The sequence below is a fragment of the Citrobacter sp. Igbk 14 genome, from assembly GCF_028069825.1.
Classification (GTDB): Bacteria; Pseudomonadota; Gammaproteobacteria; order Enterobacterales; family Enterobacteriaceae; genus Citrobacter.
This window is the reverse complement of sequence record NZ_JANEWM010000088.1, coordinates 1-12,695: the sequence shown is the minus strand read 5'-3', so window position 1 is coordinate 12,695 and position 12,695 is coordinate 1. Positions and strand designations below refer to the sequence as shown.

General features: G+C 51.7%; 11 protein-coding genes. 10 read left to right on the top strand and 1 reads right to left on the bottom strand.

From position 1 onward, the window contains the following. The first annotated feature begins 362 nt into the window (after positions 1-362). The 10 genes from glmS (at position 363) to cobO (ending at position 11,572) form a co-directional block, all read left to right on the top strand. Positions 363-812: a methylaspartate mutase subunit S gene (gene glmS, locus NNN64_RS21455; RefSeq protein ID WP_137381330.1), complete on the top strand. Its 450-nt coding sequence runs from the start codon at positions 363-365 to the stop codon at positions 810-812. Next, entirely contained in the window at positions 812-2,206 is a 1,395-nt protein-coding gene (glmL, locus tag NNN64_RS21450; RefSeq protein WP_271442704.1) for a methylaspartate mutase accessory protein GlmL, read from the top strand. The genes glmS and glmL overlap by 1 nt, the downstream gene beginning before the upstream one ends. 12 nt (positions 2,207-2,218) lie before the next feature. After that, positions 2,219-3,664, top strand: coding sequence for a methylaspartate mutase subunit E (locus NNN64_RS21445; protein WP_271442703.1), 1,446 nt, complete (start codon positions 2,219-2,221; stop codon positions 3,662-3,664). Continuing rightward, on the top strand, positions 3,664-4,905 hold the full coding sequence (locus NNN64_RS21440; RefSeq protein WP_137381333.1) for a methylaspartate ammonia-lyase: 1,242 nt from the start codon (positions 3,664-3,666) through the stop codon (positions 4,903-4,905). Before NNN64_RS21445 ends, NNN64_RS21440 begins: the two co-directional genes overlap by 1 nt. A 3-nt stretch (positions 4,906-4,908) precedes the next feature. Further along, the gene (locus NNN64_RS21435; RefSeq protein WP_137381334.1) at positions 4,909-6,279 is read left to right on the top strand and encodes an acyclic terpene utilization AtuA family protein; all 1,371 of its coding nucleotides are present in this window, start codon (positions 4,909-4,911) and stop codon (positions 6,277-6,279) included. Next, positions 6,276-6,593 carry a DUF4387 domain-containing protein gene (locus NNN64_RS21430; protein WP_005122536.1) on the top strand — a complete coding sequence of 106 codons (318 nt, stop codon included), beginning with the start codon at positions 6,276-6,278 and terminating at the stop codon, positions 6,591-6,593. Before NNN64_RS21435 ends, NNN64_RS21430 begins: the two co-directional genes overlap by 4 nt. A gap of 168 nt (positions 6,594-6,761) precedes the next feature. Further along, the gene (locus tag NNN64_RS21425) at positions 6,762-8,066 is read left to right on the top strand and encodes a dicarboxylate/amino acid:cation symporter (protein WP_271442702.1); all 1,305 of its coding nucleotides are present in this window, start codon (positions 6,762-6,764) and stop codon (positions 8,064-8,066) included. A 146-nt stretch (positions 8,067-8,212) separates the two neighbouring features. Beyond that, positions 8,213-9,214: a glutaminase A gene (gene glsA / locus NNN64_RS21420; protein ID WP_271442701.1), complete on the top strand. Its 1,002-nt coding sequence runs from the start codon at positions 8,213-8,215 to the stop codon at positions 9,212-9,214. Between the two features lie 93 nt (positions 9,215-9,307). Continuing rightward, a complete protein-coding gene (locus NNN64_RS21415; RefSeq protein WP_271442700.1) occupies positions 9,308-10,960 on the top strand; it encodes a class I fumarate hydratase in 1,653 nt (550 codons plus the stop codon). A gap of 9 nt (positions 10,961-10,969) precedes the next feature. Further along, positions 10,970-11,572 (top strand): cob(I)yrinic acid a,c-diamide adenosyltransferase, encoded by a 603-nt coding sequence (gene cobO / locus NNN64_RS21410; RefSeq protein ID WP_271442699.1) that lies wholly within the window; start codon positions 10,970-10,972, stop codon positions 11,570-11,572. A 120-nt stretch (positions 11,573-11,692) separates the two neighbouring features. Here cobO and NNN64_RS21405 read toward each other — a convergent pair whose 3' ends face one another. Further along, positions 11,693-12,595, bottom strand: coding sequence for a LysR family transcriptional regulator (locus NNN64_RS21405; RefSeq protein ID WP_137381339.1), 903 nt, complete (start codon positions 12,593-12,595; stop codon positions 11,693-11,695). Positions 12,596-12,695 lie beyond the last annotated feature (100 nt).

The window sequence follows — 12,695 nt, the reverse complement described above, 5'->3', positions numbered from 1 at the left end:
CCGTTATGTCGTTCACAAGTTATTTAGCGAATATCATTTTTTAAATTATTAAAAACACCCCAGATAAAGCCCGCCACACAAAATAAGATTTCGATCACAAACATGGCAAGTTGTTTATTACGCAATTCGCTAATAAATAAAATAACCAATAGAAACTAATTTATAACGAGTTGATTTAAATGCATTTTTATAAAAAGACAATATAACAATCGTTTTATGCAGGATATTTTGAAAATAGATCAATTGCTTCCTTTTTCGCTTCCACAGAAACTCCAACCCTATTAAGAGGTTGTCACAATCCATGTTCTAAATATTAGAAATATTCTTTACTTATTGACCATCAGCCCTACAGAGGATTACCCATGAAGAAATCTACACTTGTTATTGGCGTCATCGGTGCTGACTGCCATGCAGTAGGCAATAAAGTTCTGGATCGCGTTTTTACTGCTCATGATTTTCACGTAATCAACCTCGGGGTGATGGTGAGCCAGGATGAATATATTGATGCCGCAATTGAAACAGGCGCCGATGCCATCGTGGTGTCCTCCATCTACGGCCACGGCGACATTGACTGTCTCGGTTTGCGTGAGCGCTGCATTGAACGCGGCCTCGGCGACATTCTGCTGTACGTCGGCGGTAACCTTGTTGTGGGCAAACACGATTTTGCCGATGTCGAAGTGAAGTTTAAAGAAATGGGCTTCAACCGCGTTTTCGCCCCCAGCCACGACCTGGAAGATGTCTGCTCGCTTATCACTAACGATATTCACCAACACAATGGCCTCGAACAGCGTTGCCTGGAAGAGGCCATCTGATGCAAACAGTTTCTGTCGATATCGGCTCGACATGGACCAAGGCAGCCCTCTTCGCACAGGAAGGAGAGGTGTTAACGCTGGTCAATCATGTCCTGACCCCAACCACCACACATCATCTGGCAGACGGTTTTTTTGCCAGCCTGAATCAGGTGCTGAATGTTGCCGATGCTCGCCCGTTACTGAAAAGTGGTGAAGTGCAGTTGAAGTACTCCTCCTCAGCCAAAGGTGGACTCGCCGTTGCAGCAATGGGGCTGGTGCCTTCCATTACGCTGGAATCGGCGAAAGTTACCGCTCACTCGGCAGGAGCGAAAATCGCGCAATATTATTCGTACAAGCTGAACCGTCATGACATCCAGGAGCTGGAATCCGTCCCACCAGATATCCTGTTGTTTACAGGGGGTACAGATGGCGGTGAAGAAAGCTATGGATTGGCCAATGCGCGTGCACTGGCGAATTCGAAGCTTGATTGCGCCATCATCTATGCCGGAAACCGTGATATTCAGGACGAAATACAAACGATTCTGGGTCACAAAGATCTGACCACGGTAGACAACATCCTGCCGGATCTCGATCACCCGAATCCGTTTGCCGCTCGTCAGGCCATTTGCGATGTGTTCTTGTCACGCATCGTAAAAGGTAAAGGTCTTGACGTCATCGTGGGTGAAACAGGCGAAGACCCCATGCCGACGCCGTGGACGGTGTATGAACTGGTAAAAGCAATTAGCGATTACGACAGCGCATGGAAGGAATTCATGCTGATCGATATGGGTGGCGCCACCACGGATGTCTATTCAGCCAGCGCGAATACCCTCTCCCCCGATACTGTCCTGCATGGTGTCCCTGAACCTTTCGTCAAACGTACCGTTGAAGGTGATTTGGGCATGCGCGTTTCCGCCGTCGTGGTGGGAGAAAGCACGCAGGATATGGTGAAAGTTGTTTTCGCCCAACAGCCACAACGTGAGGAGGCGTTTTATCGCTACCTGCGCCATCTGGTTGGGCAGCCGGACTACCTGCCGGTCAACGAGGAAGAGAAATATTTCGACACTCTGTTAGCCGGTTTGTGCGTGGGCTATGCCGCTGAGCGCCACGCGGGCACTAAGAAGCAGGTTTGCACCTGCGTCGGTAACGTGGATTTACAGATGGGTCGCGATCTCACCACCGTACGGAAAGTTGTCGGTTCAGGTGGATGGCTCTCTCGCGCCAGCCAGTTCGATATTCATAACTGGCTCAAATACCGGGAGCTGGACGACCAGGGTAAAAGAATTCTGTTACCGAATCAGTTTGAGTATTACCGCGATTCATATGGCCTGCTCCCTCTACTGGCAAACGTCGCCAGGCTGTACCCGCAAGCCGCTGCTCGCACCAGCATTCAGTGTTTAACCCTACAAAACTAAAGGCAGCTACGAATGGAACTTCGAAATAAAAAATTGACCCACGACGAATTCATGACCGAAAGGCATCAGGTATTGCAAACCTGGGAAACCGGCAAAGACGTTGAGAACTTCGAAGATGGCGTGAAGTACCAGCAATCAATTCCAGATTCAAAACGCTTCTCCCTCGCGCTGTTGAAGGCCGACCAGGAAGGTAAAACGCTGAGCCAGCCGCGTGCAGGCGTCGCACTCATGGATGAACACATTGAGCTGCTTAAAACATTGCAGGAAGAATGTGACCTCCTGCCAAGTACAATCGATGCCTATACCCGTCTGAACCGCTATGAAGAAGCGGCTGTCGGGATCCAAAAATCTATCGAGGCGGGCACCTCCAAACTGAATGGTTTACCCGTCGTCAATCATGGGGTTGCTGCCTGCCGCCGTATGACTGAGTCGCTGGAGAAACCAATCCAGGTCCGCCACGGTACGCCAGATGCACGTCTGCTGGCAGAAATCGCCATGGCCAGTGGCTTTACCAGCTACGAAGGTGGCGGTATCTCCTACAACATCCCTTACGCCAAACGCGTCACGCTGGAAAAATCCATTCGTGACTGGCAGTACTGCGATCGCCTGATGGGACTGTACGAAGAAAATGGTATTCGCATCAACCGTGAACCGTTTGGTCCGTTGACCGGCACCCTGATCCCGCCGTTTATGTCCCACTCGGTGGCGATTATCGAAGGTCTGCTGGCACTGGAACAAGGCGTGAAGTCCATTACCGTCGGTTACGGCCAGGTCGGTAGTTTGACGCAGGATATCGCCGCCATTCAGGCACTGCGCGAACTGTCCCACGAATACTTCCATAACCACGGCTTCGATGATTATGAGCTGAGTACCGTATTCCACCAGTGGATGGGCGGATTCCCGGAAGATGAAGCAAAAGCCTTCTCCGTTATCGCCTGGGGCGCTGCGGTTGCTGGCATGTCCGGTGCCACAAAAGTCATTACCAAGAGCCCGCATGAAGCCTTCGGCATCCCAACCGCCGCGGCTAATGCTCAGGGTCTTAAAGCGTCACGCCAGATGCTTAACATGGTTAGCGACCAGAAATTCCCACAGTGCGCTGCCGTGGAACAGGAAGTCGAACTGATTAAGAGTGAAGTCCGCGCAGTACTGAAAAAAGTCTTCGAGCTGGGTAATGGCGACATTGCACGCGGTACGGTACTGGCTTTTGAAGCTGGTGTTCTGGATGTCCCCTTCGCCCCAGCCGCTTGCAACGCAGGCAAAATTCTGCCGGTGCGCGATAACACAGGCGCTATCCGTATTCTCGAAGCCGGTGCGGTTCCACTGCCAAAAGACATTCTCGCGCTGCACCACGACTACGTTGCAGAGCGCGCACATTTTGAAGGTCGCAAACCTTCTTTCCAGATGGTCATTGATGACATCAACGCCGTATCCCACAGTAAATTAATAGGAAGACCATAATGAAAATCAAACAGGCCCTTTTCACCGCTGGCTACTCCTCATTTTATTTTGACGATCAGCAGGCCATCAAAAACGGCGCAGGTCATGACGGCTTTATCTATACCGGCGATCCGGTAACGCCAGGCTTTACCTCCGTGCGTCAGGCTGGTGAATGCGTATCCGTCCAGCTGGTTCTGGAAAACGGCGCGGTCGCAGTGGGTGATTGCGCTGCGGTGCAATATTCAGGTGCCGGCGGCCGCGATCCGCTGTTCCTGGCTGAGAACTTCATTCCATTCCTCAACGATCACATCAAACCGCTGCTGGAAGGTCGTGACGTTGATGCATTCCTGCCGAATGCCCGTTTCTTTGACCAACTGCGTATTGACGGCCACCTGCTGCATACCGCCGTTCGTTATGGTCTGTCTCAGGCACTGCTTGACGCGGCGGCACTGGCCACCGGTCGTCTGAAAACTGAAGTGGTATGCGACGAGTGGCAACTGCCGTGCGTACCAGAAGCCATTCCATTATTTGGTCAGAGTGGTGACGACCGCTATATCGCCGTCGACAAAATGATCCTCAAAGGTGTGGATGTCCTGCCGCATGCACTGATCAATAACGTTGAAGAGAAGCTGGGCTTTAAAGGCGAAAAACTGCGTGAGTATGTGCGTTGGCTGTCTGACCGTATCTTAAGTCTGCGCACCAGCGAGCGTTATCACCCGACGCTGCATATCGATGTGTACGGCACGATCGGCCTGATTTTTGATATGGACCCGGTGCGTTGCGCCGAATACATCGCCAGCCTGGAAGCCGAAGCGCAAGGCCTGCCGCTGTACATTGAAGGTCCGGTTGATGCCGGCAACAAACCGGATCAGATCCGCATGTTGACCGCCATCACCAAAGAGCTGACCCGTCTGGGCTCCGGCGTGAAAATCGTGGCTGATGAATGGTGTAACACCTACCAGGACATCGTGGACTTCACCGACGCGGGCAGCTGCCACATGGTGCAGATCAAAACCCCGGACCTGGGCGGTATTCACAACATCGTTGATGCGGTGCTGTATTGCAACAAACACGCCATGGAAGCCTATCAGGGCGGTACCTGTAACGAAACCGAGATCAGTGCTCGCACCTGTGTCCACGTCGCACTGGCCGCACGCCCAATGCGCATGCTGGTAAAACCGGGTATGGGATTCGATGAAGGTCTCAACATCGTGTTTAACGAAATGAACCGCACCATCGCGCTGTTGCAAACTAAGGATTAAGAGATGGCACGCACATTTAAGATCTTATCGCCTACGGCTATCCTGGGTTATGGCTTCCCGGAAGAGAGTTTTCGTAAAGCCATGGAAGAGTCACCGGATCTTATTGCTGTTGACGCAGGTTCCTCCGATCCTGGCCCCCACTACCTGGGGGCAGGTAAACCCTTCACTGACAGGGCTGGGGTAAAACGCGATCTGCGCTATATGATCGTGGCGGGCGTTAAGAACAACATCCCTGTGGTTATCGGCACCGCCGGTGGTTCCGGTGCTGCTCCGCATCTGGAGTGGTGCCGCCAGATAATCCATGAGATTGCCCAGGAAGAAAAACTGTCTTTCTCCATGGCGCTGATTCCGTCTGATGTTGATAAAGACGTGGTTCACCAGGCGCTGGATAACGGCAAAATCACCGCGCTGGACTTCGTGCCTGAGTTAACGCACGAAGCCATCGAAGACAGCACCTACATCGTCGCGCAGATGGGGGTCGAACCTTTCCAGCGTGCGCTGAAAGCGGGTGCACAGGTTGTTCTGGGCGGACGCGCTTACGATCCAGCCTGCTTCGCGGCGCTACCGATTATGCAAGGCTTTGATGAAGGTCTGGCGCTGCACTGCGGTAAGATCCTTGAGTGTGCTGCCATTGCAGCAACCCCTGGCTCCGGCTCGGATTGCGCAATGGGAATCATCGACGACAACGGTTTTACGCTGAAAGCGTTCAATCCAAAGCGTAAGTTCACCGAAACCTCCGCTGCGGCGCATACCTTGTACGAGAAGTCCGACCCGTACTTCCTGCCGGGACCCGGCGGTGTACTGAATCTGAAGGCATGTACTTTCACCGCAGTTAACGAAGGTGAAGTGTATGTCAGCGGTTCGCGTCATGAAGAAACGCCGTATGCACTGAAACTGGAAGGCGCACGTCAGGTTGGCTTCCGCTGCCTGACTATCGCCGGGACGCGCGACCCGATAATGATTGCCGGTATCGACACCATTCTCGAAGAAGTACAGGCAAGCGTGGCGCGTAACCTCTCACTGAATGATGACAGTATCCGCATGACGTTCCACCTTTACGGTAAGAATGGCGTGATGGGTAATCATGAACCGATGAAAACCGCCGGTCATGAACTGGGGATTTTACTGGACGTTGTCGCGCCAACGCAGGATATCGCCAACAGCGTTTGCTCGCTGGTGCGCTCTACCCTACTGCACTACGGCTATGAAAATCGTATTGCGACCGCGGGCAACCTCGCTTTCCCATTCTCGCCATCTGATATTCAGAGTGGGCCGGTGTATGAGTTCTCGATCTATCACCTGATTGAAGCTAGCGATGCACTGCGGTTTGATTTCCACATTGAGCAGGTGACGCCAGAAGGAGTTCAGGCATGAAACAATCAATTTGTTCACTGGCGCAGGTCATTCGCTCCAAAAATGCCGGACCGTACGAACTGGTTTTAGATATTTTGTTTAAAACCCGGGAAGACTATCAGCGGGTAAAACGTTCGGAGCAATTAACTCCGCAACTTATTGCTGGGTTATATAATGTTGAACCTGATTTTATTCACAATATTGTCTGGTTTGATCCCGCTAACGCAGTAAAAATTGTCATGCCGCGCGATATTATTTCCGGCAATGTCGGTGACAATGATGTTTATGGCGCGCAGCAACACGCACCATTATTAAGTATTGAATTCGATCTGTAACAAAAAAACACAATAACAGCCATTGGAGCACAGAGTTCAGCGGTATCACAGTGCTTCGAATATTCATGCGGTTGGTCACAACAGGCGTGCGTCTGAGCTGCTGTCCGGGCTCAGGCACACGCCACCCTACATTATTCCAATTACCAGCCTTTATCCGATGGAGTACACATGAAGAAAATTAGTTTAACGAAGATGATCATATTAGGCCTGATACTCGGCATGATTGCCGGGGTGGCCATTAATAATATGGCCGCGGCTGAAACAGCAAAATCATATGCACAGGATATTTCCATTTTCACCACTATATTCTTACGTATGGTGAAGATGATTATTGCGCCATTGGTTATTTCAACTCTGGTTGTCGGTATTGCCAAGATGGGCGATGCCAAAACGCTGGGTCGTATATTTTCTAAAACCTTTTTCCTGTTTATTTGTGCCTCACTGCTGTCGATCGCATTGGGTCTGGTTATCGTTAATATCTTCCAGCCGGGCGCAGGCATCAACTTTGTTCCGCATGACGTCGGTGCTGTCGCAGCCGTTAAGTCAGAGCCGTTCACGCTGAAAGTCTTTATCTCACATGCCGTACCAACCAGTATCGTTGACGCAATGGCGCGTAACGAAATTCTGCAGATCGTGGTGTTCTCCATTTTCCTCGGTTGCAGCCTGGCCGCCATCGGTGAAAAAGCCGAGCCTATCGTTAAGGTTCTGGATTCGCTGGTACACGTCATGCTGAAGTTGACAGGCTACGTCATGCTGTTTGCCCCACTGACCGTTTTCGCGGCTATTTCCGGTCTGATTGCCGAGCGTGGTCTGGGTGTAATGGTCAGTGCCGGTATCTTTATGGGCGAGTTCTACCTGACACTGGGTATGCTGTGGGCAATTCTGATTGGCCTGTCAAGCATGATAGTCGGGCCTTGCATCGCACGTCTCACCAAATCAATCTTCGAACCGGCGCTGTTGGCCTTTACCACGTCCAGTTCTGAAGCGGCCTTCCCTGGCACGCTGGATAAGCTGGAAAAATTCGGCGTATCGTCAAAAATTGCCAGCTTCGTTTTGCCGATTGGTTACTCCTTTAACCTCGTCGGTTCCATGGCCTATTGCTCCTTTGCCACCGTCTTTATTGCCCAGGCGTGCAACATTGAGCTGAGCATGGGCGAGCAAATCACCATGCTGCTGATCCTGATGCTGACCTCGAAAGGGATGGCGGGCGTACCGCGTGCATCCATGGTGGTTATCGCCGCAACCCTGAACCAGTTCAACATTCCGGAAGCCGGTCTGATCCTGCTGATGGGCGTCGATCCGTTCCTCGATATGGGGCGTTCCGCCACTAACGTCATGAGTAATGCCATGGGTGCTGCCATTGTAGGTCGCTGGGAAGGTGAACACTTTGGTTCAGGCTGCCGCGGAACAGCGCCAGTCAAAACACCGGAGCAAGACCGCCCGGTTACCGAAACAGAGGTCGCGTTGTCCTGATAGCAGAAGGACGACTAGTCGTAGGCCGGATAAAACGCGCCAGCGTTGCCATCCGGCAATTATACCGTGTTAACGCCGGATGGCGGCGTGAACGCCTTATCCGGCCTACAGGATAGTTTTCCCAACAACATCAACAGGAACGCACAATGAACAAAACAATTATCGGCGTGAGTCTCTTTGCTTTCAGCGTCTTGTTTAGCTCTGCCTCATTCGCGCAAACCACGCCGGACTACGCAAAGCTAATAGAGCAGGCACATCAGAAATACAAAAGTAACAATGATGGAAAAGTCGCCGATTATATCCCTGCCCTGGCGACCTATAGCCCGAAAAATTTTGCCATCACCATTGCCACCGTTGACGGCAAAATCTACCAGGTTGGCGATGTCAACAAGCCCTTCCCGATGGAATCCCTGAGTAAAGTCTTCACCATGGCACTGGCTATGGAGCAGCATGGCCCGCAGGTGGTTCTGGATAAACTCGGGGCCAATGCCACCGGCATGCCATTCAACTCAGGTTTAGCCGTTGAACTCACGAAAGGCGCACCGGAAAACCCACTGGTGAATGCAGGTGCAATGAGCACCGTCAGCCTGATTGAGGCCAAAGACAAAACCGATCGCTGGAACAAAATCCTCAACAACCTGAATGTCTGGGCGGATGCCTCACTGACGGTCAACGAACCGGTATTCAAGTCCGAGATGGAAACCAATCAGCACAACCAGGCACTGGCGAAGCTGATGGAGTCCTACAACAGTTTCTACGGCAACACAGAGGAAGCGGTAGAAATTTATACCCGCCAATGCTCAGTGGACATCACCGTTGAGCAACTGGCCAAAATGGGTGCCGTACTCGCGAACAAAGGCAAGTCGCCCTTCAACGGTAAGCAGTTGCTGAATGAACGCTATGTGCCACAGGTGCTGGCTGAAATGGCAATTGCCGGGCTGTACGACGGCAGCGGCAAATGGCTGTACAGCGTCGGTATTCCGGCAAAAAGCGGCGTTGGCGGCGGAATGGTTGCGATAGTGCCCGGCAAATATGCGATTGCCGTCTATTCTCCGCCGTTGGACGAAGCCGGTAACAGCGTTCGTGCCCAGAAAACTATCGAATATGTCGCTGACGAGACCAAAGCCAATGTCTTTTTAGCAAAATAACTCTATGCCGGATGGCGCTTCGCTTATCCGGCCTACGATTAGCACATTTATTTACGCCGTCATCCGGCAAAAATGAAGAGGTGAGAAGTAAACATGTCTAAACCATTTGTTTGGCAGGAACTCTTTGTTCAGAGTAAAGATAATACCGAATATGAATTGCTCAGTAATCAACACATTACTGTGACGGAGTTAGACGGAGAGGAAGTTATTAAGGTTGCGCCGGAAGCGTTAACCTTGTTAGCACAGCAGGCATTTTATGAGGCCTCATTTTTCCTGCGCGCCGGACATTTGAAACAGATTGCCAGCATTTTGCACGATCCACAGGCCAGCAGTAATGACAAGTATGTCGCATTACAGCTGCTGCGCAATGCCGAAGTCTCAGCCAAAGGCGTACTACCAAACTGCCAGGACACCGGTACCGCCACCATTGTCGCCAGCAAAGGCCAGCAGGTCTGGACCGGTGGCGATGATGCCGAAGCATTAAGCAAGGGTGTATATACCACCTTTACGGAAAGTAACCTGCGCTATTCACAAAATGCCCCGCTGGACATGTATAACGAGGTCAATACCCAGACCAACCTGCCTGCACAAATCGACATCAGCGCGACGCCGGGTAGCGAATACCGTTTCCTGTTCGTCAACAAAGGTGGTGGCTCTGCTAACAAAGCCGCGTTGTTCCAGGAAACCAAATCTATTCTGCAGCCGGAGAAATTGACGGCTTTCCTGATCGAAAAAATGAAATCGCTGGGCACTGCCGCTTGTCCGCCGTACCACATCGCCTTTGTGGTTGGCGGATTATCTGCCGATCAGTCGCTAAAAGTTGCGAAGCTGGCATCGACCAAATATTACGATAACCTGCCCACCAGCGGGAATGAACTGGGCCAGGCATTCCGCGATACAGCACTGGAAGCCGAACTGCTCAATGCCAGCCGCGAATTTGGCATCGGCGCGCAGTTTGGTGGCAAATACTTTGCCCACGACATTCGTGTTATTCGTCTGCCGCGCCACGGTGGCTCCTGCCCTATAGCCATGGCGCTCTCCTGCTCGGCTGACCGCAACATCAAGGCTAAAATTAATAAACACGGTATCTGGCTGGAGAAACTCGAACATAACCCAGGTAAGTTTATTCCCGACTCTCACCGCGTTGAAAACACCGCCCAGACGGTACAGCTCAACCTCGATCGCCCGTTGCGTGACATTCTTAATGATTTGTCAGCTCTGCCCATTGGTACCCGCCTGTCGCTCAGCGGCCCGATTGTTGTCGCTCGCGATATCGCCCACGCAAACATTAAAGCGCGTCTGGATAACGGCGAACCGATGCCGGAATACATGAAAAAGCATATCGTTTATTACGCAGGTCCCGCCAAAACCCCGGAAAATCAGGCCTGTGGATCAATGGGTCCGACCACCGGCGGGCGTATGGATGGGTATGTCGATGCTTTCCAGGCACAAGGCGGCAGCCTCATTATGCTCACCAAGGGTAACCGCAGCCAGCAGGTTACTGATGCCTGCCACAAACACGGTGGATTTAGCCTCGGCAGCATCGGCGGCGCAGCGGCTCTGCTGGCACAGCAATATGTGAAGAGCCTGCACTGTCTTGAGTATCCCGAACTGGGCATGGAAGCGGTCTGGATGATGGAAGTTAAAAATATGCCGGCCTTCGTCTTAGTGGATGATAAAGGCAATAACTTCTTCAGTCAGTTTGAGCAGCAGCATCACTGCGCAACCTGCCCGGCAGGACATTAAGGAGCTATCATGGAAGCGCGAGCCAATGACGACAGGCACCGCCAGCGTCAGCAGAAGCTAAAAACGCAGGTCGATACCCGCGTGGCGGCAGCAACGGAGAAGAAAGGGATTTTGATTGTCTTCACCGGCAACGGTAAAGGAAAATCCACCGCCGCCTTCGGCACGGCGACGCGCGCGGTTGGTCACGGAAAAACCGTTGGCGTCGCGCAGTTTATTAAAGGCCAGTGGGATAATGGCGAGTACAACACGCTGCACCCTCTCGGCGTGGAGTTTCATATTATGGGTACCGGTTTTACCTGGGAAACCCAGAACCGGGAAGCCGATATCGAGGCGGCCACGGCAGTGTGGCAGGAAAGTAAGCGCATGCTAGCCGATGCGCATTATGATCTGGTCGTACTGGACGAACTCACTTATATGTTGGCTTATCACTATCTGGATACTCAGGAGGTTATCAGCGCCATCGAAAATCGCCCTGCCGACCAGAGTGTGATAGTCACCGGGCGCGGTTGCCATGCGCTGTTACTTGAACTTGCCGATACGGTCAGCGAGCTTCGCCCGGTTAAACACGCTTTTGATAGCGGCATTCAGGCACAGTCAGGTATCGACTGGTAATCGCTCCTTTGCCGGATAAGGCGTTTAAGCCGCATCCGGCGATTTGCCCAATGCCGCGATGCTTATCGCGGCCTATGGTGAACACTGAAACCTGTAGGCCTGATAAGGCGCAAGCCGCTATCAGGCAGCCGACACCACGGATTTATTTAGCAACCAGTTGCGGAAGATCTCCAAATGCAGGGACTCTGATTTCTCCTCCCGCCACGTCATGATAAATCGATTCCCAGTACGCATTGGAACATCGCAAGGAATCACCATATCCCCACTATCCAGATCGTGCTGAATGGCAAAACGAGGTAGCAATGCGACACCAAGGTTGGAGCGTACCGCCGCAATCAGCATCGACAAGAGATCAAATCGCGGACCTTTATTCACCAGCGGACTGCTGACATCGGACAGCGCAAACCATTCCTGCCAGCCTTTGATGCGGGTGCTTTGATGCAAAAGCGGGTATTCATTCAGCAGTTCATCGACGGACAGCTTCCGGTCCGGTTCGGCAAGCAGGCAACGACTGCACACGGGCAGAATTTCCTCTTCGAACAGATACTCTACCCCCGACCACGGAGAGTAAAAATCTTCCCGCATGATCGCTGCGTCATATTCCCGGTTAAGAAAATCACCAATATTCGCCAGAGAATGAATATTAACGATAATATCAGGATTGAGTTTATTGAACTCACGCAGGTTTGGGATCAGCCAGTGCGTACTGAACGTCGGGTTAACTGCCAGTTCGATCACTTGTACGGTCGGCTGCCATGTCATGATCGTCGTCGTGTCTCGTTCAAGCTTGTTCAGTGTCTCTTTAACGATAGTTAAATAGTGTTTGCCTGCCGCATTTAAAAAAATGCGCTTTTTGGCATGATTAAATAGCGCTGTATTAAGAAAATCCTCTAGCGCATTCACCTGGCGGAAAACAGCACTTTGTGTTAAAGCCAGCTCTTCAGCTGCCCGGGTATAACTTTCGTGACGCGCAACCACTTCAAAAGTTACCAGCAACTCCGTTTTGGGTATTTTTCCTCTCATAACCTCTTCCATATGCAGCGTACAAAAATAGTTTAATTTATAAAAAATAATTCATGTCACCCGAGTAAACATCGAGTGCTATATTTTATTTCAGGCATTG

Coding starts and splice junctions, on each gene's coding strand:
- cobO (WP_271442699.1), top strand. CDS start 10,970: ATGGAAGCGCGAGCCAATGACGACAGGCACCGCCAGCGTCAGCAGAAG.
- NNN64_RS21435 (WP_137381334.1), top strand. CDS start 4,909: ATGGCACGCACATTTAAGATCTTATCGCCTACGGCTATCCTGGGTTAT.
- glmL (WP_271442704.1), top strand. CDS start 812: ATGCAAACAGTTTCTGTCGATATCGGCTCGACATGGACCAAGGCAGCC.
- NNN64_RS21445 (WP_271442703.1), top strand. CDS start 2,219: ATGGAACTTCGAAATAAAAAATTGACCCACGACGAATTCATGACCGAA.
- NNN64_RS21430 (WP_005122536.1), top strand. CDS start 6,276: ATGAAACAATCAATTTGTTCACTGGCGCAGGTCATTCGCTCCAAAAAT.
- glsA (WP_271442701.1), top strand. CDS start 8,213: ATGAACAAAACAATTATCGGCGTGAGTCTCTTTGCTTTCAGCGTCTTG.
- glmS (WP_137381330.1), top strand. CDS start 363: ATGAAGAAATCTACACTTGTTATTGGCGTCATCGGTGCTGACTGCCAT.
- NNN64_RS21425 (WP_271442702.1), top strand. CDS start 6,762: ATGAAGAAAATTAGTTTAACGAAGATGATCATATTAGGCCTGATACTC.
- NNN64_RS21415 (WP_271442700.1), top strand. CDS start 9,308: ATGTCTAAACCATTTGTTTGGCAGGAACTCTTTGTTCAGAGTAAAGAT.
- NNN64_RS21440 (WP_137381333.1), top strand. CDS start 3,664: ATGAAAATCAAACAGGCCCTTTTCACCGCTGGCTACTCCTCATTTTAT.
- NNN64_RS21405 (WP_137381339.1), bottom strand. CDS start 12,595: ATGAGAGGAAAAATACCCAAAACGGAGTTGCTGGTAACTTTTGAAGTG.